Consider the following 22,798-nt stretch of genomic DNA (forward strand, 5'->3'; position numbering starts at 1 on the left):
GGCGCCCCTTTTTCTTTGTCTTCGGCGGAACCTCTTGTTACATGGAGAACTGGCACCGCGACCGGCCTGCAGTTTCGCCTGTCTTGGTTAAAGAGGTCTCAACGAGGTCGGGTTCGAGGAAACAATGGTAGGCAGAAAAAGGCCCCTCGTCGTCATCACGCGGAAGCTGCCCGACCCGGTCGAGACCCGCATGCGTGAGCTTTTCGACGCCCGGCTGAATGTCGAAGACCGGCCGATGACGCAGCCGGAATTGGTCGCGGCGGTCAAGGAAGCCGACGTGCTGGTGCCGACCATAACCGATCAAATCGACGCGGCGCTGATCGCTCAGGCCGGCGACAACCTCAAGCTGATCGCCAATTTCGGCAACGGCGTCGACAAGATCGACGTGTCAGCAGCAGCGAAGAAGGGCATTACCGTCACCAACACGCCGAACGTGCTGACCGAAGATACCGCCGACATGACCATGGCGCTGATGCTGGCGGTGCCGCGGCGGCTGGCGGAAGGCGCCAATGTGCTGACCGGCGACAAGAAATGGGCCGGCTGGTCGCCGACCTGGATGCTCGGCCGGCGTATCTGGGGCAAACGCCTCGGCATTGTCGGCATGGGCCGCATCGGCACCGCCGTCGCCCGGCGGGCCAAGGCCTTTGGCCTGTCGATCCACTATCACAACCGCCATCGCGTCCTTGCTGCGGTCGAGGATGAGCTGGAGGCGACCTATTGGGAAAGCCTCGACCAGATGCTTGCCCGCATGGACATCATTTCGGTCAATTGTCCGTCGACGCCGGCGACCTTCCATCTGCTTTCGGCGCGGCGGCTGGCGCTTCTGCAACCGTCCGCTTACATCGTCAACACGGCGCGCGGCGACATCATCGACGAGGACTCTCTGGTCAAGCTGATCCAGGACGGCAAGATCGCCGGCGCCGGGCTCGACGTCTACGAGCATGAGCCGGCGCTGAACAGCAAATTGCTGAAGCTCGCCGCCAAGGGCAAGGTCGTGCTGTTGCCGCATATGGGGTCGGCGACGCTCGAAGGCCGGATCGACATGGGCGAGAAGGTGATCATCAACATCCGCGCCTTCTTCGATGGCCATCGGCCGCCGGATCGCGTACTGCCGCTGCGGACGTGACCGGCTGCCATCTTAAGTTAGCGTATACTTACGAAAGCACCTTGCGCATGGTGATCGAGGTCGGTCGGTCATAGCCAGTGTGCGCCGTCCGTTCCGTTTCGCGAAAGCCAAGGCGGGCAAAGGCCGCGTGATTCCCGGTCAATTCGATCCGCGTCTGAAGCTCGATCGCAGGCTTGCCGCGGTCGCAGGCAAGGTCCTCGACAGCTTGCATCAGCCGCCTGGCAATGCCTTGTCCCCGAAAATCCGGTTCGACCGCGAGCTTTCCGACATAGAAATCTCTGGCCCGCTCGAGGACAAAAACGCAGCCGACAATCCTGCCGTCGTTCAGCGCCGCAAAGCCCGTCTCCTGCCGGGCCTTGTCGCGGAGATTCTCGACCGTGAGCCGATGCGCCGACGATGGCGGATCGATGACGCCGTCCATGGCAGCGAAGGCGCGCATGATCAGCGCCAGCACCTCGTCCCAACGCTCGAAATCGGCCGGAAGCTGCGCGACGGAAACCAGGCTGCCCAAAATCTAGCTGCTCTTGTAGCGGATCGTGTCGAAGCGCGCGGCCAACGCATCGTAAAGCAGCAGCCGGCCGACCAGCGGCTCGCCGATGCCGGCGATCAGCTTGATCGCCTCCATGGCCTGCAGCGTGCCGACGACGCCGGTCAGCACGCCGAGCACGCCGGCCACGGCGCAGGATGGCACCAGGCCGGCCGGCGGTGGTTCCGGGAAAAGATCGCGATAACTCGGATTCGGCCTGCCGTCGGTGCCGGTCTCGAACGGTTTCAGCACGGTCACCGAGCCGTCGAAGCGGCCGACGGCGGCATGGACCAGCGGCCGCTTTTCCGCGGCGCAGGCGTCGGCCACCGCATAACGGGTTTCGAAATTGTCGGAGCCGTCGACGACGATGTCATATCGGGCGACTAGGGCAGGGGCGTTGTCCGCCGTCAGCCTGAGATTGTGTAGTTCCACGGCGACGTTGGGGTTGATGCGGGCGATCGCCGCCTTGGCACTGTCGGTCTTCGCCATGCCGACAGCGCCGGTGCCGTGGATCACCTGCCTTTGCAGGTTCGACAGCGAGACGCTGTCGTCGTCGACGATGCCGAGCGTGCCGATGCCGGCTGCGGCAAGATATTCAAGCACCGGCGCTCCCAGCCCGCCGGCGCCGACGACCAGGACCCGAGCCCGCTTCAGTCGCTGCTGGCCGGCGCCACCGATCTCGGGCAGCACGATGTGGCGGGCGTAGCGTTCGAGTTCTTCGTCGGTGAGCGCGGTGGTGATCATCGCCGGACCATATAGCGGGAGAAAAACCTTGTCAGGCGGTAATGCACGTTGCCAAAGCCTGCCACCGGCCTGCCCATCGGGGTGCGCAGCGGTTGAATGGTGAATAGTGAATAGTGAATAGTGAATAGTGAATAGTGAATAGTGAATAGTGAATAGGTGAATAGTGAATAGTGAATAGTGAATAGTGAATAGCGACCACTCAGTAGTGATTAGTGATTAGTGATTAGTGAAATAATGGCGCTCTCACCACCATTCACCATTCACCATTCACCATTCACCGAACCGTGCCATGATCGACGGTCAAAAACTGCGCGCGTCCGTCGAGACTGGAAAACAGCGCCGCATCGGTCCCGGTCATGAAAGCCTGGCAATTCAGCTCTTCGAGGATCGAGAACAGCGCGGCGCGTCGGCCCGCGTCGAGATGGGCGGCGATTTCGTCGAGCAGCAGGATCGGCGTCATGCCAGACATCTCGCCGGTCAGCCGGGCGTGCGACAGGACCATGCCGACCAGCAGCGCCTTCTGCTCGCCCGTCGAACAGAGTTCGGCCGGCATCGCCTTGGGCCGGTGCCGCACCACGAGGTCCGACCGGTGCGGGCCGTCGAGCGTGCGCCCGGCGGCGCGGTCGCGATCGCGAGCTTCGGCAAGCGCGCGGCGGAACCGCTCCTCGACATCGACAGCCGCGCTGGTTGTGACCTCGCTTTCCAGCGCGCCGGACAGGCCGATGTCGACTTGCGGAAATGGACCGGAGCTTGGCAGCCTGTCGATCATGGCGGTGAGCAGGCGCACCAGTTCGGCACGCGCCGCGGCAATCGCCACACCGGTTTCGGCCATTTGCGTCTCGATCGCATCGAACCAGGCGCCATCGCGCGAGCCTTCGGCGAGCAGTCGATTGCGGCCGCGCATCGCTTTTTCGTAGTCGAGCGCGCGCTGGCCGTGGCCCGGATCGATCGCCAGCACCTGCCGGTCGAGAAAGCGCCGCCGATCTGCGGCCGGCCCGGTGAACAATGCATCCATCGCCGGTGTCAGCCAGACGACGCGCAACCATTCCAGCATGTCCTCCGCCGAGCGCGCCGCCGCGCCGTTGATCCGCACCCGCCGGCCGCCTTCGGCGGCGTCGCCGCCCGCGATGCCGGTGCCGATCTCGACCGGGCCGACCGGCCCATCGAGCCGGGCATGAATGGCAAAGCCGCCGTCGCCGCCTTCGCGCGCCACGTCGGCATAAGGCGCACGGCGCAGGCCGCGCCCCGGCGTCAACAGGGAAATCGCCTCCAGCAGATTGGTTTTGCCGGCACCATTGTCACCGGAAAAAACCACCGGGCCGGGATCGAGATCGATCGAAAGTGTTGTGTAATTGCGGAAATTGGTAAGCGAAAGCTTACTTATATGAGTCTGCTGATCGCGCTCAGGCTGCTTCGCAACTCCGGTCATGACAGCAAGATGGCCTCGTTCGGGCCTAAAGCGCGCCGCGTTTGACCGGCCTCATGCGACGCGCTTTAGGTTTGTTGTTTTTATCCATGTCGTTATCGCAAAACCGCGGCACACTTTTGCGCGACATGCATCAGACCCGCATCGGCATCAGCACGTAGAGGGTGGTTTCGTCGGCCATGTCGTGGATCAGCGTTGGCGAGCCGGCATCCGCCAGCATGAATTTTGCCTCGGTGCCGGTCAACTGGGCGGCGACGTCGAGCAGATATTTGGCGTTGAAGCCGATTTCGATCGCGTCGGACGAATAATCCGCGGCCAGTTCTTCGGTGGCGCTGCCCGAATCCGGATTGTTGACTGCAAGCGTGACCTGGCCTTCTCCAATCGAAAGCTTCACCGCCCGGCCGCGTTCGGACGAAATGGTCGATACGCGGTCGACGGCGGCGGCGAAACTCTGGCGGTCGATGATCAGCTTCTTGTCGTTGCCGGTCGGGATCACCCGCTGATAGTCCGGGAAGGTGCCGTCGATCAGCTTCGAGGTCAAAACGACGCTGCCGATGGTGAAACGGATCTTGGTGTCGGACAATTCGGTGGTCACCGCGATATCAGGGTCGTCGACGAGCTTTTGCAATTCGCTCACCGTCTTACGCGGAATGATGATGCCCGGCATGCCTTCCGATCCTGCCGGCGCGTCGATCTCGGCGCGCGCCAGCCGATGGCCGTCGGTCGCTACCGAGCGCAGCTTCAGCTTGCCGTCGGCGTCATGCGTGTGCAGGTAGATGCCGTTCAGGTAGTAGCGCGTCTCTTCGGTGGAGATGGCGAATTGGGTCTTCTCGATCAGGCCCTTGAGCGCGACCGAATCAAGCCGGAAGATATGCGAGAACGATCCGGCCGAAAGCTCCGGGAAATCGGATTGCGGCAGGCACTGCAGGCGGAAGCTCGAGCGGCCCGAGGTCACCGTCATGGCGTTGCCGTCCTCGTCGGTCTTCAGCATGACCTCCGCGCCGTCGGCGAGCTTGCGCACGATGTCGTAGAGCAGGTGCGCCGGGACCGTCGTCGCGCCGCCGCGCTCGACCTTGGCGGGCGTGGCTTCGGTCACCTCCAGGTCGAGGTCGGTCGCCTTCATTTCAAGGGTGGCGCCTTCGGCGCTCAGCAGCACGTTCGACAGGATCGGTATAGTGTTGCGCCGTTCGACCACGCGATGAACGTGGTTGAGCGACTTCAGGAGATTTGACCGTTCCAGGATAACACGCATGACGAAACAGGCTCGCTTGAATGAATGAGCGGGTCTCCGGCAAGCGGCAACCCGCGAAAGGTCTGAACAGGCTCAGAATCTGCACAAACTGACAGGAAAAAACCCGTGAACGCAAGCCCGTGCTGACGGTTCGGGCCGGTTACGCGGGCTTTCTTGGGATAAAACCGGCGAAGCCCGCAAGCCATGCCTGTCGCCCAAAAGCATGCCCTCGGGTCAGGCCCGAGAGTGTGCATGGGCTTTGCGGCAACGACGTGCATAAAGACAGAGATTTCAAGCGCGTTGCAGCCATCCAGACGCGACACGCTTCTGTTTTTTCGGGCCGGTCAGGCCTGGTCGTTGATCAGTCTTCTCAGCAATTCGAGCTCCTGCGCCAGCGTGTTGTCGACGCCTGAAAGATCCTCGATCTTGCGCACGGCGTGCAGCACCGTCGTATGGTCGCGGCCACCGAAACGCCGCCCGATCTCCGGCAAGGAGCGCGGTGTCATCACCTTCGACAGGTACATCGCGACTTGCCGCGGCTTGACGATGGTGCGGGTGCGCCGGTTGGACAGAAGTTCCGTCTTCGACACATTGTAGTGGCGCGCGACGATGCGCTGGATGTCCTCGATGCGCACCCGCTTCGGCTCGCCCGAACGATAGATGTGGCCGAGGATCTCATCGATGCGGTCGATGGTGATCTGCGGTTCGAACGACTGGCGGAACAGAAGCTGGTTGAACGCACCTTCGAGTTCACGCCCGCTGCCGGTCACCGTGCGGGCGACATGGTTGAGGATCTCCTCCGAGATGTCGAGCGATTGATCGTCGGCCTTGGCGGTGGCAAGGCGCAGCTTGAGCATGCCGATCCGCATGGCGAAATCCGGCGCCGACATTTCGAGCGCGACGCCGCCGTTGAGGCGCGAGCGGACGCGGGGCTCCAGTGATTCCAGTTCCGACGGCGGCCGGTCGGCGGCGACCACCACCTGCTTGGCGCTGTCGAGCAGCATGTTGATCAGATGGCAGAATTCATGCTGGATCGACTTGCCCTGCAGGAACTGCATGTCGTCGATGATGAGGAGGTCGATGTCGCGCAACTGTTCCTTCAGCGTCAGCGCGTTGTTGTCGCGGATCGCGGTGGCAAACCGCCACATGAAATATTCGGCCGTGAGATAGACGACGCGCGACTTCGGATTCTGCTTCAGCGATTCCGCCGCGATCGCCTGCAGCAGGTGCGTCTTGCCCAGCCCCACCGTCGCGTGCAGAAACAGCGGATTGAAGCGCACCGCGCTCGACTGCGATTCCGCCACCGCCTTGGCGGCGGCGAAGGCCACCCGGTTCGACGGTCCTTCGATGAAGGAGCCGAACGTGTAGCGCGGGTCAAGTGGCGAACCGAGCACATTGTGCCGGAACTCGGTCTCGGCAGGCATTCCCGGGCGAGGTGCCGGTACCCGCTCCACCCTGCCGGGGGCCGCTGTTCCCGCGGCCAGCGCCGTTTGCGCTTGCCTGGTCATCTTGCGCGCCGGGGCCACTTCGGGCTCGACGCCGTTGCGCCCCGGGCGGGTAGCGGTGCGCACGACGATCTCGATCTTGAGGATTTCAGGATCCTCGTGTTTCCACAGCTCGGCGATGAGGTCGAGGTAGTGGCCGTTGATCCACGAGCGCAGGAAGGCGGTGGGCACCGAGATGCGGACAATGCCCCGGGACGCCTCGGCGACCTTCATGCGCCCGAACCAGCTCGAATAGACTTCGGTTCCCAGACGCGCCTTCAACTGGGCCTTGACCCGGTCGAACTTTTGTTCCGCGTCGATGGAAGCCGACATAGCGTCCCCTTCGGTTAAGGTCCCAGGGAATGGGAGGTCGCCCGTAAGCTCCCTTTCGATGCCGCTCTGCATGATCGAGTTCCTTGTCCTTTTGTACCTTTTTCCGCCGGGAATGCGCCTCCTGCATCCATGTTTCCGGCGACCGTGTCCTCACAGCGACACCATCGCCGCCGCCGGCAGCTGATGTCGCCTCATTGTCGGGGAACCGGCGCCGGCTCCTCGGAGCCAGCCCGCTTTGGTCATGTCAGGGCAATGCAATTCCGCCCGGCGAAACGCCGGCGCGTCATTGATCTGCCATGTACAATTACGCCATTCCCCTACCGTATCGAAAAGGCAAACCAAACCCGTACGCGGAGATGATCCGCGTCATGAATTCTGCCACTTTTTTGCTGGCCGATTCAGGCTGGGTTAAGGGCCAACGGCCCGTCCCTCTCGATAGACAGACCTTAGCGAAATCGCTGTGGATAGGGCAAGGCCACGACTAACGGATTTTTAAGGAATGTGGTTAGCGCAAACGGGTTCGGAGCCTGCGTTGCACTGGCTTGTTTTGACAAACCCATTGTGATTCAAACCCTTTTCCGGCGAATGTGAAAAAGGCCGCGTCGCGCGAAATTTTATCAAATAATTTTCTTGACAGGCAATTGTCCCCCATCCCTCGCACCCGATGTGAACAAGCTGTGGATGACCGTCCGCAACCGTTTGAAAAATAAAGGTCATTTTCGACAGTTGATATTTTCGCCGTGAACGCTTTCAGCGGCTGCGCCTGTCAGCCGGCATGTATATGCCGGCAAAGCAATTCGAACTTCGAAATCGTGCGGGGTGTTGCTTGCGGGCTTTCTTTTTAAGTACTTGCCGGCAAACGAAAAAACCCGGCACGAGCGGCCGGGTCTGAAAAGGACAAGTTTAGTAAAGGTATATCAGCCCGGATATCCGGGTTAGGCCGACAACACCTTGAGGCGCTGGGCCAGGCGCGACACCTTGCGGGATGCCGTATTCTTGTGCACCACGCCCTTGCTCGCGGCGCGCATCAATTCCGGCTCAGCCACCTTGAAAGCAGCCTGGGCGGCCGCCTTGTCGCCCGAGGCGAGCGCCTCTTCGACCTGGCGGATGTAGGTCCGCACGCGCGAGCGGCGGTTCTTGTTGATCGCCGTGCGGCGGGCGATCTTGCGCGTTGCCTTTTTGGCCGAGGAGGTATTGGCCATGATGCCTCTCTTCTGATCTGGTGGGCGCATGCGGGATGCCGCAAGGCGCAAAAAACAAACGGGCAGCCACAGGGCCGCCTCGGTTGGTGCGGCTTATAGTTCAGCTTTTCCGGCGCGTCAACGCTGCTTCGCCTTCTTTTTGGGCCGCTGCTGTCGCTCGCTCCCGGCTGATGTCGTCCCCATCTACCAGTTCGATAAATTTGGCTACCGGTTCGAGAAATTTGGCTTCCGCTTCTCGACAAAGGCCGCCATGCCTTCCTTCTGGTCATCGAGCGCAAACAGTGAGTGAAACAGCCGGCGCTCGAACCGCAGCCCCTCGGCCAGCGTCGTTTCATAGGCGCGGTTGACGGCCTCTTTCGCCATCATCACCGACGGCAGCGAAAAATCGGCTATCTTGCCCGCCGCCTTCAACGCCTCCTCGAGCAATTCGCCGGCGGGCACGACACGCGACACCAGGCCGCAACGCTCGGCTTCCGCCGCATCCATCATCCGTCCGGTCAGGCACATGTCCATCGCCTTCGACTTGCCGACGAAACGGGTCAGGCGCTGCGATCCGCCCATGCCCGGCATGACGCCGAGCGTGATCTCGGGCTGGCCGAACCTGGCGTTGTCGGCGGCGATGATGAAATCGCACATCATCGCCAGTTCGCAGCCGCCGCCGAGCGCATAGCCGGCCACCGCCGCGATGACAGGCTTGCGCGCCCGGGTGAGCTCTTCCCAGCCGATAAAGAAATCCTGCACATAGGCGTCGACAAAAGAGATCGCCTGCATTTCCTTGATGTCGGCACCTGCCGCGAAGGCTTTTTCGGAGCCGGTGATAACCATCGCGCCGATGTCGGCATTCGCGCAAAAGCCGTTCACGGCCGCGACCACGTCTGCCAGGACCTGCGAGTTCAGCGCATTGAGCGCCTTCGGCCGGTTCAGCGTGATCAGCCCGACCTTGCCGCGGGTTTCGACGATAATCGTTTCATAGGCCATGACTGTATCTCCTCACTCGGTCATCTCCTTGCATCAGGCGTCCAACTCACACCCCGGCACCTGGCTTACACCCCCACCTAAGTCACAACTGACAGGTCCGGCAATAGAAGGTGGAACGCCCGCTTTGCACGATGCGTTCTACATGGCCGCTGCAGCCGTGCTTGGAGCAGGGCTCGCCCTCGCGATCATAGACCGCGAACGAATGCTGGAAATAGCCCAGGGACCCGTCGGTCTGCACGTAGTCGCGCAGCGACGATCCACCGGCGGCGATCGCATCGGCGATCACTTCGCGGATTGCTTCGGCCAGGGCGTCGCGCTGCTGTTTGGCCTTCTTTCCAGGCTTTGCGATGGTGCCCGCCTCGCGCAACGGCGACAGGCCGGCGCGCCACAGCGCCTCCGACACGTAGATATTGCCGAGCCCGGCGATCAGCCGCTGATCGAGAAGTGCTGCCTTTAGCGGCGACTTCCGGCCTTTCAGCAGCGAGGCGAGCAGTTCGCCGTCCAACGCATTGCCTGTCGGCTCGACGCCAAGTCCCGCCAGCATCGGATGCGTGTCAGGCGTCCCTTCCGAAAACAGCATGAAGCCGAAACGGCGCGGATCGTTGAAGGTCAGCAGGGACCGGGCGCCTTGGGGAGAGACGATATGGAAGACGACATGGTCGTGCACCGCGGCCTTCGGGCGCTCATGATAAAACGCGCCCAGCATTTCGCTGCTTTCGGGCGTGTCATCAGACGTTTCGATGCGGAACGAGCCCGACATGCCGAGATGGCAGATCAGCACCGGACCGCCTTCCAGGTGCATCGTCAGGTATTTGGCCCGGCGGCCGAGCGCCGTAATCGTCTTGCCGGTCAGCCTCTCCAGGAATTTTTCGGGAAACGGAAAGCGCAGGTCGGGCCGGCGCGCCTCGACGCGGGCGATGCGGGCGCCTTCCAGAACCGGCTGCAGGCCCCGCCGCACCGTTTCGACCTCAGGCAACTCAGGCATGGCCGCCTATCGCTGTGTAGAAGGAGGTGCCGTGACGGCCGCGTGCCAACCCAAGATGCTCGGCGACGGTTTCACCGATGTCGGCGAACGTCGCTCTCAACCCGATGTCGCCGCCAAAGCCTGGTCCGGTTCCGATCACCGGAATGCGTTCGCGCGTATGATCGGTGCCGTGCCAGGTCGGATCGTTGCCATGGTCGGCCGTGAGGATGAGAAGGTCGCCTTCCCTCAGCCGTGCAAGCGCCTCCGGCAGCCGCCGGTCGAAGGCCTCGAGCGCGGCGGCATAGCCGGCAACGTCGCGCCGATGGCCGAACTCGGTGTCGAAATCGACGAAATTGGCGAAGACGAGGTCGCGGTCGCCGGCGTCGTCCATCGCGCCGAGCGCCTTGTCGAACATCGCCATGTTGCCGGCGGCCTTGCGCACTTCCGAAATGCCGCGATGGGCGAAGATGTCGCCGATCTTGCCGACCGCGATGACCCGGCTGCCGCGCGCCGTCAGCCGGTCGAGCAGGGTCGGTTCGGGCGGCGGCACCGAATAGTCCCGGCGGTTGTGCGTCCGTTCGAAGCTGGCGGCGGTTTCGCCAATGAAAGGCCGCGCGATCACCCGTCCGATGTTCAGGGGATCGACCAGCCTGCGCACCACCTTGCAGAATTCGTAGAGCCGCTCCAGGCCGAAGTGAACTTCATGCGCGGCGATCTGCAGGACGGAGTCGACCGAAGTGTAGCAGATCGGCTTGCCGGTGCGGACATGTTCCTCGCCGTACCACTCGATGATCTCGGTGCCCGGAGCATGGCAATTGCCGAGAATGCCCGGCACCTCTCCTTCGCGAATGATCGCTTCGGTCAGGTCGGCTGGAAAGGCGGGAACCGTGTCCGGGAAATAGCCCCAGTCGAAGCGGACCGGCAGGGCGGCGATTTCCCAATGGCCTGACGGCGTGTCCTTGCCGCTCGAAATCTCCTGCGCCGCGCCGTGGAAGGCGGAGGCAAGCAGGCCGCCGCTGTCGAAGCCGAATCCTGTCGCGGTTTTCGCCGCGTGCGCCAGACCGAGCGAGAGCATGTTAGGCACGAAAAGCGGGCCCTTGCGCAGCCCCTCGCGATCCGCCCGGCCTTCCGCGCAGGCTCCAGCGATGTGTCCGAACGTGTTGGAACCGGTGTCGCCATAGCGCTCGGCGTCGGCCGCGCCGCCGATGCCGAAGGAATCGAGAACAAAAAGGAAGGCGCGCGCCATTGCAGGGGTTCATTATTATCGTTTGTCTGTCCGCCAAGACATAGGCGGCCGCGCCGCCATTGGCAATTCGGAACCAGACGGCTGTGTGCACATCCGGGCGCGATGGTAGAATTGTCGCCGGCATCGGCGTGGATCGAGGAAAACGAGAGGGAACTCACATGCGACATGCAAGGCATCCGCGGCTATCGTGCGCCTGGTGTCAGGCCGATAGCAATGGCGATCGGGCGCCGTCGTTCAGCAGGTGTCGCAGGTAATCGTCGGGCTCCTGCGGGGCCTGAGATAATAAGTTTCGCCCATCGATATCGAGTTGAAAGCCGAACTGAAGCCAAGCCGCTTTTCACTATCCGCCGACCAGGTGATGATCGGCTCGTATGCCAGATTGCTTTCGACGCGAACGAGAAACGTGCCCTTGACCTCGAGCTGCGGTGCAACCGTGGTGACGGAGTTTTTGGCGGCGCCGGCGCTGAAGGCATCGCCGACCATCTTGCGTGACCAAGCGACCAGCACCCGCGGCGTCGGCTCGTTCGTGACCTGGATCGCGGTGATGGTGATTTCCGGGATCGATCGGTTGTACGGCTGAAGGGAGGAGTTGCCGATCTGCATGATCGCATCGAGTTCGGCCGGCGTGACGGTCTGCTGCTGGGTGACGAGATCCGCCACCATGCTGCCGATGCGACTGACCTTCTTGTTGGTCTCGATGGCTTGCGAGGCTTCCATGGTCAAGAAGTACATCATCAGCAGGACGGGCACGATGAAGGCAAACTCAACCGCCGCGACACCGCGGCGATCACGGCAGAACCGTATGGCTTTCGCGCAGATCCCAGCGGTCCTCATATGTGCCCCGCACGCCCCATGCTATCGTCCTTTTCCCACGCAGCGGTTTGCATTTTCAGTCGTCGAACGGCTCGTTCTTCCAGGTCATCGATGCGAAATGCAGCGTGTTGCCGTCTTTCAGATTGGCCATCGACTTGGCCATGAAATCGGTCATGACGGGCCATTTGTAAAAAACCCGCAGCATGTTTATCGATTCAGCCAAGCCCGGGGATACCGTAAAAGTCGAGGGGGTTATACCGGTCAACGCGATTTCGCCGTCTTGGATATTGAAGCCCGCCTGGGCCGCAGCGGCGAAGCTCGGATACGCGCGCAGATCCACTTCCAATCCCGGGCAGTCCTTGGCGACCATGATCTCCAGCCGGCTGCAGATCATGGACTTCAGCGTCGCCTCGGTTACGTTTGCCTGCCTTACCTGGCCCGTTCGCAGCTGGCGCGCGACATCGTCGGTGATATTGGCCATCACCTCTTGCCCGGCAAATGAAATGCAGCTCTCCAGTATGGCAAAGACGAGGAGCGCAAATGGCACCGCAAGCATCGCGAACTCCAAAGCGGTGCTGCCGCGCCGGTCGCCAAGGAAGCGCGCTGAAAGGCTTGATCGTCCTGCTTTGCTCATGTCCCGTGCCTGCCGATCCCTTAGGGGGTGTCGGGCAACATTAGCGCAAACCCATTGAAGTGCGGTTTTGATGATCGTTAAATTCGAAGGGGAGGTTTTAACAGGCCGATAACCGAAGCGGCTTTTTCAGCGAGACGAAACGGTCGGGTCGCTTACTGGCCGGCGCTCATCTCGGCTTCCGAGGTCTTCTCCGCCTCGCTTTTATATGAGCTTTCGCAATACGGCGTGCACGACATGGTCTGTATTTCGGCGCGTCGATAGATGCGCACCGAGGACGCGTCCTGTCGCACGACGGTGATCTGCTCGTCGACGATCGGACGGCCCTCCTGATCGAGGACGACGAGATTGGTGACGCCGAAGCCCTTGCCCGTCAGCACGATCGTCGAAGCATCCTGCACCGAGGCGTCGGCGATCGCCGGATTGCCGACGACGATCGTATCGGCAGCGCGCGACAATTTGACGATCTTCGCCTGGTTCATGGTGACCTCGATGCCGGCGCCGGCCTTGGCCGGCACGATAAGAGCCGTGGCGGCAAGCAGCGCGGCAATCGGAAAGGACGATCTCGGCCCGGTCATTGAAGCGCTCCACGACGGCAATTTGCTCAACGGAACATGAACGAGATTGGTGAAGCAAGGGTTAAGGGAGGGGAGCCGTGATGATGTCGGGCTCGGCCCTTTGATCGCCTGGAGCTGGGATCGCCAGGAGCGGTCGCTAAATTGCCCCTTTCGCAGCCTGCTGCGCCTGTCGGGTCAATAGGCGCCGCTTAGTCTACGGTTAACCACGCAATGTCATCGAAGCCGGAAAGGAATCGGTAAGGCTGTTTATTAAGTCGATCGAAAGAGCTTCTCGATAGATTGGCAGTATCCGATCAGCCAACAGAGAAGTTGACGGAATTGCTGTAACACCTGGAGTAGGAGCTCTCGAATGTCTAATCTCATTGCACGTTTTGTGAAGGACGAATCCGGCGCGACCGCCATCGAATACGGTCTGATCGCCGCTCTCATCGCGCTCGCCATCATGGTCGGCGCCGGCCAGCTCGGCACCGCGCTGGACGAGAAATTCAGCGATATTGCCGATACGCTCGAAGGCGCCGGTGGCGCTGCCCCGGCCCCGGCCCCGGCCCCGGCCCCATAATAACTGCGCTCAGTTGTTTCCAGATAGGGGCCGCCGCACTGGCGGCCCCTATCTATTCATATCGCACGATTTGAATTTTCGGCCTCACCAATCGTTAATCGGACATGCCTAGGCTGGGGCCAGGCACAGTTTGACCACAGGCGCCGCGTCCATGCTTGAAGCCCTGATCTTCGTTGTCTTTCCGTTCTGCATGCTTTTCGCCGCGATCTCCGACATGCTGTCGATGACGATCGCCAATCGCGTGCCGGTGCTGCTTGTCGGCGTCTTCGCCCTGGTCGCGCCGCTGACCGGCATGGACTGGGCAAGCTATGGCTGGCATTTTGCCGCCGGCGGCCTGGTCCTCGCCGTGACCTTCGGGCTGTTCGCGCTCGGCGGCATGGGCGGCGGCGACGCCAAGCTGCTGGCCGCCAGCGCCGTCTGGATGGGGCTGAACATCCACCTCGTCGACTACCTCCTGGTCTCGACCGTCATCGGCGGCCTGCTGACGCTCGCCATCCTCGCCTATCGGAAATCGCCGCTTGCGGCCGTCACAAGCCACAACCCGTTTTTACGCCATTTCGCCGACGAGACATCAGGCGTTCCCTATGGCATTGCGCTTGGCATTGGCGGCCTGCTCACCTTTCCGGCTTCGCCGTTGATGGCGTGGGCGCTCGCAAGCCTGGCGGCGTGATTCTTCCCGCGTCAGGCCAGCCTTTCCCATTCGATTTGGAGTTGGAGCAGGCGGCTTGGCCGACTTTCTACGGGCCGGACCGGATGCTTCAAATTTATGTAAACCTTAAATTAAGCACGATCGTAAGTATTAAATTAACCTTGTTTTGACGATTGCCGCTGCATGGTTCCGGCTTGGCTAGGTTGTTTGCCAAGGCGAGGTTCGGACATATGCCAGCATCCCGACTGATCATTCTAGGCGTGGCGGTCGCCGCGGCGGGTGGCGCAGGATATGTCGCAAAAAACATGGTGGCGGCGCCGCCGCCTCAAATCGTCGATTCCGGCCCCGAGGCGCCGGCAATCGCGCTGCAGGACGTGCTTGTCCTGTCCGGCGACGTTCCGATGGGCGGTCCGCTCGCGAACAACATCACCTGGCAGTCCTGGCCGGCCAACGGCATCAATGCGAATTTCATCACCCGCGCCGCCGAACCCGATGCGCTGGAGAAGCTGAAAGGCGGCGTCGCCCGCGTGGCGATGTATGCCGGTGAGCCGCTGCGGCGCTCCAAGCTGATTGGCGAGGGACAGAGCTTCATGTCGTCGATCCTGCCCTCCGGCATGCGGGCGGTCGCCACAGCCGTATCGGCCGATACGTCGGCCGGCGGCTTCATTCTTCCCAACGATTTCGTCGACGTCATCATGACCCGCAGAGCCGATCCGGCAGCCGGCGGCAGCGGCTTTACCACCGAGACCATCCTCAAGAATATTCGCGTCCTGGCGATCGACCAGACCATCCAGGAAGACGAGGAAGGCAAGCGGACCAGGGTCGGCCAGACCGCCACGCTGGAACTGACACCGCAGCAGGCGGAAATCATCACCGTCGCCCAGCAGATGGCGGATCGCCTGACATTGGCGCTGCGGTCGATCACCGACACCCAGGAGAAGAATCTGGGCGAGGCCGACTATCTCGTTTCCGGCAATGGCCGGCGCGGGACAGTGCGCCTGATCAAGTCGGGCGAAGTTTCAGAAGTGGGAGCAAGGCAATGAGGTTAAACGCTCCGGTCACACTGGCTGCGGCAATCGGCCTGTTCCTGCTTGGATCGAATGCGCATGGCCTCCTCGAGGCGAATGCGGCAGGCGCCGAGGTGTCGGCTTCGACCGCCACCCAGCGCGTCAAGCTCGGTCTCAACAAATCGGTGGTCATCGACCTGCCGAGTGATGCCTATGATATTCTCGTCGCCAACCCGGCGGTCGCCGATGCGGTGACCCGCACCGCCAGGCGCATCTATCTCTTCGGAAAGGCGGTCGGCGACACCAACATCTTCGTCTTCGGCCCCAATGGCGAACAGATCGTCAGCCTGGATCTGGCGGTCGAGCGCGACGTCGCCGGGCTGGAAGACTATATCAGGCGCTTCATACCGTCATCGAGCATCACGGTCGAATTGCTGAACGACAATGTCGTCCTGACCGGAACCGTGGACACTCCGCTGGATGCCAAGCGCGCGGTCGATCTGGCAACCATCTTCGTCTCCGGCGGTGAAGCGACCACGGGACAGTATTCGCAGACCGCCTCCGGCGGCTCGGCCGAGGCCGGTGTCGACATCGACAATCCGGATTCCGAGCGTCGCGTCAGCCAGATCGTCAACCTGCTGCAGATCATCGGCGACGACCAGGTGACGCTGAAAGTGACGGTGGCCGAAGTCAGCCGCTCGGTGATGAAGCAACTCGGCGTCAACCTGATCGGCAGCGGCAGCAGCAATGGCATCAGTTGGGCCGCGATAAGTGACAACTTCGCCGGCCTGGGCAAGTCGCTGTCAAACTCTGGCCTGGCTATCGGCACCTCGACGCTGGACGCCTACATCAACGCCATGGAGCAGTCAGGCGTCATGAAAACCCTGGCCGAGCCGACGTTGACGGCCGTATCCGGCGAGAAGGCGACCTTCAAGGTCGGCGGCGAGTACAATATGGTGACCGGCGTTTCCCAAGCCGTGTCCGACGATAACCAGACCGGTGTGAAGACGTATGAAATCGAGAAGCTCGAATACGGCATTGGCCTGGAATTCCAGCCGGTGGTGCTGTCTCCCGGCCGCATCAGCCTGAAGGTCAGGACGTCGGTTTCCGAGCCGACAACCGAGGCATCGGTATCCTTGTCAGAGGGTGTAACCAGCCCCGGCACGAACGTCCTGTCGCTCCGCAAACGCTTGGCCGACACGACGGTGGAGCTGCCTTCCGGCGGCTCGATGATGATCGCCGGCTTGGTACGGGACGACATCAGGCAAGCCGTCAACGGCCTGCCTGGGCTGACCAAGATTCCGGTGCTCGGCACGCTGTTCCGCAGCCGGGACTTCGTCCGCAACGAGACCGAGCTCGTCATCATCATCACGCCCTATCTGGTGAAGCCGGTGACGCGCAACGCCCTTGCCAAGCCGGACGACAATTTCAACGCTGCCAGCGATGGCGCCGGCATGTTCCTTGGCCGTGTCAATCGCGTCTACGGCACCATGCAGACCGACAAGCCCAACGGCCGTTATCACGGCGTTGTCGGCTTCATCTACAAGTAAGCGGGGAAGCAGACATGTCTCAGTCAGCGTTGAAGCCAAGGACGATCACCGCAGCGATGCGGTCCGGCCGTTCGCGGATCTGCCTGCCGGTCCTGGCGGTTGCGGTCGCCGCATTGCTGGCGGGCTGCGCCAACCGGGACAGCATCACGGTCGGCGCTGTTCCGGACGACTATCGCACCAACCATCCGATCGTCATTGCGGAGAAAAACCAGAAGATCGACCTTCCGGTCGGCGCCGGCGATCGCGGCATGACCGGGTCGCAGCGCGACACGCTTCTCGGCTTCCTGGATGGCTATGACAAGAGCGCCGCTCCGACCCTGACGATCTCGATCCCGAGCGGTTCGGCCAACGAGATCGCCGCGACCGCGGCCGGTCGCGATTTCGCCAGGCTTGCGATTGCCAGCGGCATCAGCCGCAACCGGATCGTCATCACCACCTACCAGTCGGTTTCGGCCGAAGCGTCCGCCCCGATCCGCGTCGCCTATGTCTCGGTGAAGGCACAGACCGACAGGTGCGGACGCTGGCCCGAAGACCTGATGCAGACCTCGGAAAACAAGCACTATGCCGATTTCGGCTGCTCGTATCAGAACAATCTTGCCGCCCAGATCGCAAATCCGACCGATCTGCTCGGGCCGCGCAAGCAATCCGATATCGACGCGGAAAATCGCGGCGCGGTAGTCGACGTCTACCGCCAGAGAGGCATTTCGGACGAATTCCTCGGCAATTCGGAAGTCGAGTATTGAGCTCGAGCCGCCCAAGTCACGGGAAGACAAGTCACGGAAAGAAATGACAATGAGCAATCTTGCCTACGACACGGCGATAGATGGCGGCGATACCTCGCAGCAGGATGCCGCCGCCATGCAGGCGTTGCGGCCGATCCCGCGCATCTCGATCCAGGCATTTTGCGAGACCGAGGGCGTTGCCAATCCGGTCGAGCGCGCCGGCGAGGATCGCCGCATGGCGAAGGCCCATCTGAAGGTCCATATGGGTGGTGTCGCCACCGCCATCGAATTCTACCAGTCGGCGCCGACACCGAACCTGATCCTGCTGGAATCGCGCAGCGAGCCGAAGCAATTGCTCGAGCAGCTCACGCAGCTCTCCGAATATTGCGATCCGACCTCGAAGGTCGTGGTCATCGGCCACTACAACGATGTCGGGCTCTATCGCGAGCTCATCCGCTCCGGCATTTCCGAATATGTCATCGCGCCGGTATCGATGGCCGATATCGTCAGCGTGATATCGACGATCTTCATTGATCCGGAAGCCGAGCCGATCGGCCGCTCGATCGCCTTCATCGGCGCCAAGGGTGGCGTCGGCTCCTCGACCATTGCCCATAATGTGGCTTGGGCGATGTCGTCGCTGTTCAAGTCCGAAGTGGTTGTCGCCGATCTCGACCTGGCTTTCGGAACGGCCAACATCAATTTCGATCAGGATCCGGCGCAAGGCATTGCCGAAGCCGTTTTCTCACCGGAGCGCCTCGACGAGGTCTATCTCGATCGGCTGCTTGCCCAGTGCGCCGAGCATCTGTCGCTGCTTGCAGCGCCTTCAACGCTCGATCGGGTCTACGATTTCGACCCGGAGGCTTTCACCCAGCTTATCGACACGGCGCAGCGCAGCGTGCCGCTGCTGGTGCTCGATGTTCCGCACGTCTGGACGGGCTGGACCAAGAACATACTGGTCAAAGCCGACGAGATCGTGATCACGGCGACGCCGGAGCTGGCCAATTTGCGCAACACCAAGAATCTGGCCGACATGTTCAAGCGGCTTCGCCCGAACGATCCGCCGCCGAAGCTGATCATCAATCAGGCCGGCGTGCCGAAGCGCCCGGAGATTTCGTCGTCCGACTTCGCCGACTCGCTCGGCCTGTCGCCGATGTCGGTCATTGCTTTCGAGCCGCTGCTGTTCGGAAACGCCGCCAACAACGGGCGCATGCTCGGCGAAATGGATGCCAGGAACCCGGTTGTCGGCATTATCAACGAGATTGCGCATGTGCTGACCGGGCGCAGCGAAATCAAGGCAAGAAAGAAAGCGGGCCTCGGCAATCTCCTTGGCAAGCTCTCGCGCGGCAAGAAGTGATGCTTCCGGAGCGGAATTGGTAATCGATCATGTTTGGTAAAAGAGGCAGCGACGACGGCAGCCGATTCACCCCGGAATTCCGTCAGCCGGCACCTGCGCCTGCCGCGCCGGCGGCAAAACCTGCGGAAACGGCGGTTCTTGCCAAGCCCGCACCGCCGCCATCTGGCACACCTGGCGCGTCTGCTGCGCCGCCGCCCGTGCGCCGTGCGGTCGAGGCGCCGCCATTGGCCCCGGAGCCGAAAAAGCTCCAGCGCCAGAAGAGCGAAACCTATTACGACACCAAGAGCCAGGTCTTTGCCGCGCTCATCGACACCATCGACCTGTCGCAGCTCGCCAAGCTCGATCCCGAAAGCGCGCGCGAGGAAATCCGCGACATCGTCAACGACATCATCGCGATCAAGAATTTCGCGATGTCGATCGCCGAGCAGGAAGAACTGCTCGAGGACATCTGCAATGACGTGCTCGGTTACGGGCCACTGGAGCCGTTGCTCGCTCGCGACGACATCGCCGACATCATGGTCAACGGCTCCAAGGACGTCTATATCGAGGTCAACGGCAAGGTCGAGCAGACCGGCATCCGTTTTCGCGATAACCAGCAGCTCCTCAACATCTGTCAGCGCATCGTCAGCCAGGTTGGCCGCCGCGTCGATGAATCGAGCCCGATCTGCGACGCGCGCCTTCCCGACGGCTCCCGCGTCAACGTCATCGCGCCGCCGCTCGCCATCGACGGCGCCGCTCTCACCATCCGCAAGTTCAAGAAGGACAAGCTGACACTCGACCAGCTGGTCAAGTTCGGCGCCATTTCGCCGCCCGGCGCCGAGATTCTCAAGATCATTGGCCGCGTCCGCTGCAACATCGTGATTTCAGGCGGTACCGGTTCGGGCAAGACGACGCTGCTCAATTGCCTGACCAACTATATCGACCGCGATGAGCGCGTCATCACCTGCGAGGACTCGGCCGAGCTGCAACTGCAGCAGCCGCACGTCGTGCGTCTGGAAACCCGCCCGCCCAACCTCGAGGGCGAGGGTGAGGTGACCATGCGCGATCTGGTCAAGAACTGCCTGCGCATGCGGCCCGAGCGCATCATCGTCGGCGAAGTGCGCGGACCTGAAGTGTTCGATCTTCTGCAGGCGATGAACACCGGCCACGACGGCTCGATGGGCACGATCCACTCGAACAGCCCGCGCGAATGCCTGAACCGTATCGAATCGATGATCGCGATGGGCGGTTACACGCTGCCGCAGAAAACCGTGCGTGAAATCGTGGTCGGTTCCGTCGATGTGATCATCCAGGCCGCACGCCTGCGCGATGGATCGCGGCGCATCACCCACATCACCGAGGTGATCGGAATGGAGGGCGACGTCATCATCACGCAGGACATCGTCCTCTACAACATCAAAGGCGAGGACGCGAACGGCAGGCTGCTGGGCGAGCACGTTTCGACAGGCATCGGTCGTCCGCATTTCTGGGAGCGCGCCCGCTACTATGGCGAGGAACAGCGCCTCGCCAATGCGCTCGAGGCGATGGAGAAACGCGCTGACTGATCCATTTGGAGGCGTAGGGGCCAGGGCCGATGTTTGGAATTGACGGCACCGTGCTGGCATTCGTCGTGCTCGCCGGCCTCAGCGCCGGCGCGGTCGCCTATGCTTTTCTGTTCAACCGGATCAGCACCGAAAAGCAGGTCGGCAGGCGGCTTGAAACGATCAAGACCGCCGAGACGGATGGTGCCGTCGTCAAGGCTTCGCGCGATCGCGTGGCGGAAGCGGCCAAGCGGCGCAAATCGGTTCAGGATTCACTGAAGGACCTCGAACAGAAGCACAAAACCAGCCAGAGCCTTGCCAAAAAGCCGCCTCTGAAGGCCCAGATCCGTCAGGCGGGCATGAAGGTCTCGCTCGAGCGCTTCTATCTCTACTCGGCGGTTTGCGGCGTCGTCCTGACGTTTCTCGCCTATTTCGCCGGTGCGCCTTTGTATGTCTTGCCGGGTGCGCTGCTGGTCGGTGGCCTCGGGCTGCCACGCTGGTTCGTTTCGTTTAGCCGCGCCCGCCGGGTCAAGGCGTTCCTCAACGAATTTCCGAACGCGCTCGACATCATCGTACGTGCGGTCAAATCCGGCCTGCCGCTGAACGACGCCGTCCGCCTGATCGCCAATGAATCGCCCGAACCGGTCAAGACCGAGTTCCGCCGCATCATCGATTCGCAGCAGATGGGCCTGTCGATCCCCGACGCCAGCATTCGCATGGCCGAGACGATGCCGTGCACCGAGGCGAGCTTCTTTGGCATCGTCATCCAGATCCAGTCCCAGGCCGGCGGCAATCTGTCCGAGGCTCTAGGCAATCTTTCGCGCGTGCTTCGCGACCGCAAGAAGATGAAGGCAAAGGTCCAGGCGCTGTCGATGGAAGCGAAGGCGTCAGCGGTGATCATCGGCGCGTTGCCCTTCGTCGTCGCCTGTCTCGTCTACCTGACAAGCCCGAACTACATCATGCCTTTGTTCACCACCAGCGTCGGCAATCTGATCCTCGGCTGCTCCGCGGTCTGGATGTCGATCGGCATCCTGGTGATGCGCAAGATGATGAACTTCGAGGTTTAGGATTTCGAGCGCATGACCGAGAACGTCGTCAAAACCCTTACCGATCCGGCATTTCTGATTGCCCTGCTGGTCGGCATTGCGGTGTTTGCCACCGTGTTCACGCTGCTGCCTGCCTTTGGCGGAAACCAGCTCAAGGCGCGCATGAAATCGGTGGCGCTGGAGCGCGACGAACTGCGCGCCAAGCAGCGTGCGCGGCTTGCCCTCGATGCCGATCGCCGCCGCAAGGGCCTGCGCGAGCAACAGTCGATCGGCATGCGCAATATTGTCGACCGGCTGGACCTCAGGCGCGCCCTGGCCGATGAAGGCACCTTGCAGAAACTCAAGGTGGCTGGCTTCCGCGGGCAGAATCCGTTGACGCGTTTCCTTTTCTTCCGTCTGATCCTGCCCTTTGTCGGCTTTGCCCTGGCTGCGATCTATCTGTTCGTGCTCGGCGGGTTGCCGGAGCAGCCGCCTCTCATCAAGTTGTTCGTCTGTATCGTCGTCGCCTATGCCGGTTTTTACGCGCCGGTGCTCTATGTCAACAACCGCGCCACCAAGCGCAAGCAGTCGATCCAGATGGCGTGGCCGGACGCGCTCGATCTGATGCTGATCTGCGTCGAATCCGGCATGTCGGTGGAGGCCGCGTTTCGTAAGGTCGCCGACGAGATCGGCGCGCAGTCGGTGGCGCTTGCCGAAGAGTTCATCCTGACCAATGCCGAGCTTTCCTATTTGCAGGAACGCAAGCAGGCCTACGAGAACCTTGCAAGCCGCACCGGCCTGGAATCGGTCAAGTCGGTGTCGCAGGCGCTGGTCCAGGCCGAGCGCTACGGCACGCCGGTGGCGCACGCACTGCGCGTGCTTGCCGGCGAAAGCCGCGACATGCGTATGAACGCCGCCGAGAAGAAGGCCGCGGCCTTGCCGCCGAAGCTCACCGTGCCGATGATCCTGTTCTTCCTGCCGGTGCTGTTCGCCATCATCCTGGGTCCCGCCGGCATCCAGGTCAGCGAGCGCGGCATTTTCGGCGACCAGCCGTCATCGAGCAGCCAATAGCCAGGCGGCCTCTGCACAGGGGATCGTTACCTCGGAGCACTGCTGCGGTGCAGAACCTT

At 62.1% G+C, this 22,798-nt stretch carries 22 protein-coding genes; 10 read left to right on the plus strand and 12 right to left on the minus strand.

The window, feature by feature from the left end:
* The first annotated feature begins 124 nt into the window (after positions 1-124).
* On the plus strand, positions 125-1,126 hold the full coding sequence (locus tag AC0L2Z_RS27725) for a 2-hydroxyacid dehydrogenase (protein ID WP_023802130.1): 1,002 nt from the start codon (positions 125-127) through the stop codon (positions 1,124-1,126).
* 28 nt (positions 1,127-1,154) lie between these two features.
* Here AC0L2Z_RS27725 and AC0L2Z_RS27730 read toward each other — a convergent pair whose 3' ends face one another.
* The 12 genes from AC0L2Z_RS27730 to AC0L2Z_RS27785 all read right to left on the minus strand — a co-directional run bounded on the left by AC0L2Z_RS27730 (position 1,155) and on the right by AC0L2Z_RS27785 (position 13,282).
* A complete protein-coding gene (locus AC0L2Z_RS27730; RefSeq protein WP_287226905.1) occupies positions 1,155-1,637 on the minus strand; it encodes a GNAT family N-acetyltransferase in 483 nt (160 codons plus the stop codon).
* 3 nt (positions 1,638-1,640) lie between these two features.
* Entirely contained in the window at positions 1,641-2,396 is a 756-nt protein-coding gene (locus AC0L2Z_RS27735; protein WP_473629842.1) for a molybdopterin-synthase adenylyltransferase MoeB, read from the minus strand.
* A gap of 274 nt (positions 2,397-2,670) precedes the next feature.
* A complete protein-coding gene (recF, locus tag AC0L2Z_RS27740) occupies positions 2,671-3,825 on the minus strand; it encodes a DNA replication/repair protein RecF (protein WP_473480099.1) in 1,155 nt (384 codons plus the stop codon).
* A gap of 130 nt (positions 3,826-3,955) precedes the next feature.
* Positions 3,956-5,074 (minus strand): DNA polymerase III subunit beta, encoded by a 1,119-nt coding sequence (dnaN, locus tag AC0L2Z_RS27745; protein WP_023802134.1) that lies wholly within the window; start codon positions 5,072-5,074, stop codon positions 3,956-3,958.
* A gap of 323 nt (positions 5,075-5,397) precedes the next feature.
* On the minus strand, positions 5,398-6,870 hold the full coding sequence (gene dnaA, locus AC0L2Z_RS27750) for a chromosomal replication initiator protein DnaA (RefSeq protein WP_023802135.1): 1,473 nt from the start codon (positions 6,868-6,870) through the stop codon (positions 5,398-5,400).
* 935 nt (positions 6,871-7,805) lie between these two features.
* Positions 7,806-8,072 (minus strand): 30S ribosomal protein S20, encoded by a 267-nt coding sequence (rpsT, locus tag AC0L2Z_RS27755; RefSeq protein ID WP_023802137.1) that lies wholly within the window; start codon positions 8,070-8,072, stop codon positions 7,806-7,808.
* Between the two features lie 204 nt (positions 8,073-8,276).
* The gene (locus AC0L2Z_RS27760; RefSeq protein WP_128169865.1) at positions 8,277-9,050 is read right to left on the minus strand and encodes an enoyl-CoA hydratase; all 774 of its coding nucleotides are present in this window, start codon (positions 9,048-9,050) and stop codon (positions 8,277-8,279) included.
* 82 nt (positions 9,051-9,132) lie between these two features.
* Positions 9,133-10,035, minus strand: coding sequence for a bifunctional DNA-formamidopyrimidine glycosylase/DNA-(apurinic or apyrimidinic site) lyase (mutM, locus tag AC0L2Z_RS27765; protein WP_473629843.1), 903 nt, complete (start codon positions 10,033-10,035; stop codon positions 9,133-9,135).
* Positions 10,028-11,260: a phosphopentomutase gene (locus tag AC0L2Z_RS27770; RefSeq protein WP_128169867.1), complete on the minus strand. Its 1,233-nt coding sequence runs from the start codon at positions 11,258-11,260 to the stop codon at positions 10,028-10,030. Before AC0L2Z_RS27770 ends, mutM begins: the two co-directional genes overlap by 8 nt.
* Positions 11,261-11,494: 234 nt before the next feature.
* Complete coding sequence (locus AC0L2Z_RS27775; RefSeq protein WP_128169868.1) at positions 11,495-12,094, minus strand: TadE/TadG family type IV pilus assembly protein; 600 nt, start codon at positions 12,092-12,094, stop codon at positions 11,495-11,497.
* 55 nt (positions 12,095-12,149) lie between these two features.
* The gene (locus AC0L2Z_RS27780) at positions 12,150-12,707 is read right to left on the minus strand and encodes a TadE/TadG family type IV pilus assembly protein (RefSeq protein WP_128169869.1); all 558 of its coding nucleotides are present in this window, start codon (positions 12,705-12,707) and stop codon (positions 12,150-12,152) included.
* 152 nt (positions 12,708-12,859) lie between these two features.
* A complete protein-coding gene (locus AC0L2Z_RS27785; RefSeq protein ID WP_023802143.1) occupies positions 12,860-13,282 on the minus strand; it encodes a pilus assembly protein N-terminal domain-containing protein in 423 nt (140 codons plus the stop codon).
* A 349-nt stretch (positions 13,283-13,631) separates the two neighbouring features.
* On the opposite strand from AC0L2Z_RS27785, the gene AC0L2Z_RS27790 reads away from it, so the two are divergent.
* The 9 genes from AC0L2Z_RS27790 (at position 13,632) to AC0L2Z_RS27830 (ending at position 22,739) form a co-directional block, all read left to right on the plus strand.
* The gene (locus AC0L2Z_RS27790; RefSeq protein ID WP_128169870.1) at positions 13,632-13,841 is read left to right on the plus strand and encodes a Flp family type IVb pilin; all 210 of its coding nucleotides are present in this window, start codon (positions 13,632-13,634) and stop codon (positions 13,839-13,841) included.
* A gap of 151 nt (positions 13,842-13,992) precedes the next feature.
* Positions 13,993-14,511 carry an A24 family peptidase gene (locus AC0L2Z_RS27795; protein WP_128169871.1) on the plus strand — a complete coding sequence of 173 codons (519 nt, stop codon included), beginning with the start codon at positions 13,993-13,995 and terminating at the stop codon, positions 14,509-14,511.
* Positions 14,512-14,720: 209 nt separating this feature from the next.
* Positions 14,721-15,533, plus strand: coding sequence for a Flp pilus assembly protein CpaB (cpaB, locus tag AC0L2Z_RS27800; protein WP_128169872.1), 813 nt, complete (start codon positions 14,721-14,723; stop codon positions 15,531-15,533).
* Positions 15,530-17,047, plus strand: a complete 1,518-nt coding sequence (locus AC0L2Z_RS27805; RefSeq protein WP_128169873.1) for a type II and III secretion system protein family protein — start codon at positions 15,530-15,532, stop codon at positions 17,045-17,047. The genes cpaB and AC0L2Z_RS27805 overlap by 4 nt, the downstream gene beginning before the upstream one ends.
* 14 nt (positions 17,048-17,061) lie before the next feature.
* Positions 17,062-17,790 carry a CpaD family pilus assembly protein gene (locus tag AC0L2Z_RS27810; RefSeq protein ID WP_128169874.1) on the plus strand — a complete coding sequence of 243 codons (729 nt, stop codon included), beginning with the start codon at positions 17,062-17,064 and terminating at the stop codon, positions 17,788-17,790.
* Positions 17,791-17,839: 49 nt separating this feature from the next.
* Entirely contained in the window at positions 17,840-19,123 is a 1,284-nt protein-coding gene (locus AC0L2Z_RS27815) for a CpaE/TadZ family protein (RefSeq protein ID WP_473629844.1), read from the plus strand.
* A gap of 29 nt (positions 19,124-19,152) precedes the next feature.
* On the plus strand, positions 19,153-20,667 hold the full coding sequence (locus AC0L2Z_RS27820) for a CpaF family protein (protein WP_128169876.1): 1,515 nt from the start codon (positions 19,153-19,155) through the stop codon (positions 20,665-20,667).
* 29 nt (positions 20,668-20,696) lie between these two features.
* Entirely contained in the window at positions 20,697-21,710 is a 1,014-nt protein-coding gene (locus tag AC0L2Z_RS27825) for a type II secretion system F family protein (RefSeq protein WP_128169877.1), read from the plus strand.
* Positions 21,711-21,722: 12 nt separating this feature from the next.
* Complete coding sequence (locus AC0L2Z_RS27830; protein WP_128169878.1) at positions 21,723-22,739, plus strand: type II secretion system F family protein; 1,017 nt, start codon at positions 21,723-21,725, stop codon at positions 22,737-22,739.
* The last annotated feature ends 59 nt before the right edge of the window (positions 22,740-22,798 follow it).

This window comes from Mesorhizobium sp. WSM4850 (assembly GCF_055811735.1).

Excerpts from the sequence above, each read along its gene's own strand:
- AC0L2Z_RS27725 (WP_023802130.1), top strand. The coding sequence starts at position 125 with ATGGTAGGCAGAAAAAGGCCCCTCGTCGTCATCACGCGGAAGCTGCCC.
- AC0L2Z_RS27735 (WP_473629842.1), bottom strand. The coding sequence starts at position 2,396 with ATGATCACCACCGCGCTCACCGACGAAGAACTCGAACGCTACGCCCGC.
- recF (WP_473480099.1), bottom strand. The coding sequence starts at position 3,825 with ATGACCGGAGTTGCGAAGCAGCCTGAGCGCGATCAGCAGACTCATATA.
- dnaN (WP_023802134.1), bottom strand. The coding sequence starts at position 5,074 with ATGCGTGTTATCCTGGAACGGTCAAATCTCCTGAAGTCGCTCAACCAC.
- dnaA (WP_023802135.1), bottom strand. The coding sequence starts at position 6,870 with ATGTCGGCTTCCATCGACGCGGAACAAAAGTTCGACCGGGTCAAGGCC.
- rpsT (WP_023802137.1), bottom strand. The coding sequence starts at position 8,072 with ATGGCCAATACCTCCTCGGCCAAAAAGGCAACGCGCAAGATCGCCCGC.
- AC0L2Z_RS27760 (WP_128169865.1), bottom strand. The coding sequence starts at position 9,050 with ATGGCCTATGAAACGATTATCGTCGAAACCCGCGGCAAGGTCGGGCTG.
- mutM (WP_473629843.1), bottom strand. The coding sequence starts at position 10,035 with ATGCCTGAGTTGCCTGAGGTCGAAACGGTGCGGCGGGGCCTGCAGCCG.
- AC0L2Z_RS27770 (WP_128169867.1), bottom strand. The coding sequence starts at position 11,260 with ATGGCGCGCGCCTTCCTTTTTGTTCTCGATTCCTTCGGCATCGGCGGC.
- AC0L2Z_RS27775 (WP_128169868.1), bottom strand. The coding sequence starts at position 12,094 with ATGAGGACCGCTGGGATCTGCGCGAAAGCCATACGGTTCTGCCGTGAT.
- AC0L2Z_RS27780 (WP_128169869.1), bottom strand. The coding sequence starts at position 12,707 with ATGAGCAAAGCAGGACGATCAAGCCTTTCAGCGCGCTTCCTTGGCGAC.
- AC0L2Z_RS27785 (WP_023802143.1), bottom strand. The coding sequence starts at position 13,282 with ATGACCGGGCCGAGATCGTCCTTTCCGATTGCCGCGCTGCTTGCCGCC.
- AC0L2Z_RS27790 (WP_128169870.1), top strand. The coding sequence starts at position 13,632 with ATGTCTAATCTCATTGCACGTTTTGTGAAGGACGAATCCGGCGCGACC.
- AC0L2Z_RS27795 (WP_128169871.1), top strand. The coding sequence starts at position 13,993 with ATGCTTGAAGCCCTGATCTTCGTTGTCTTTCCGTTCTGCATGCTTTTC.
- cpaB (WP_128169872.1), top strand. The coding sequence starts at position 14,721 with ATGCCAGCATCCCGACTGATCATTCTAGGCGTGGCGGTCGCCGCGGCG.
- AC0L2Z_RS27805 (WP_128169873.1), top strand. The coding sequence starts at position 15,530 with ATGAGGTTAAACGCTCCGGTCACACTGGCTGCGGCAATCGGCCTGTTC.
- AC0L2Z_RS27810 (WP_128169874.1), top strand. The coding sequence starts at position 17,062 with ATGTCTCAGTCAGCGTTGAAGCCAAGGACGATCACCGCAGCGATGCGG.
- AC0L2Z_RS27815 (WP_473629844.1), top strand. The coding sequence starts at position 17,840 with ATGAGCAATCTTGCCTACGACACGGCGATAGATGGCGGCGATACCTCG.
- AC0L2Z_RS27820 (WP_128169876.1), top strand. The coding sequence starts at position 19,153 with ATGTTTGGTAAAAGAGGCAGCGACGACGGCAGCCGATTCACCCCGGAA.
- AC0L2Z_RS27825 (WP_128169877.1), top strand. The coding sequence starts at position 20,697 with ATGTTTGGAATTGACGGCACCGTGCTGGCATTCGTCGTGCTCGCCGGC.
- AC0L2Z_RS27830 (WP_128169878.1), top strand. The coding sequence starts at position 21,723 with ATGACCGAGAACGTCGTCAAAACCCTTACCGATCCGGCATTTCTGATT.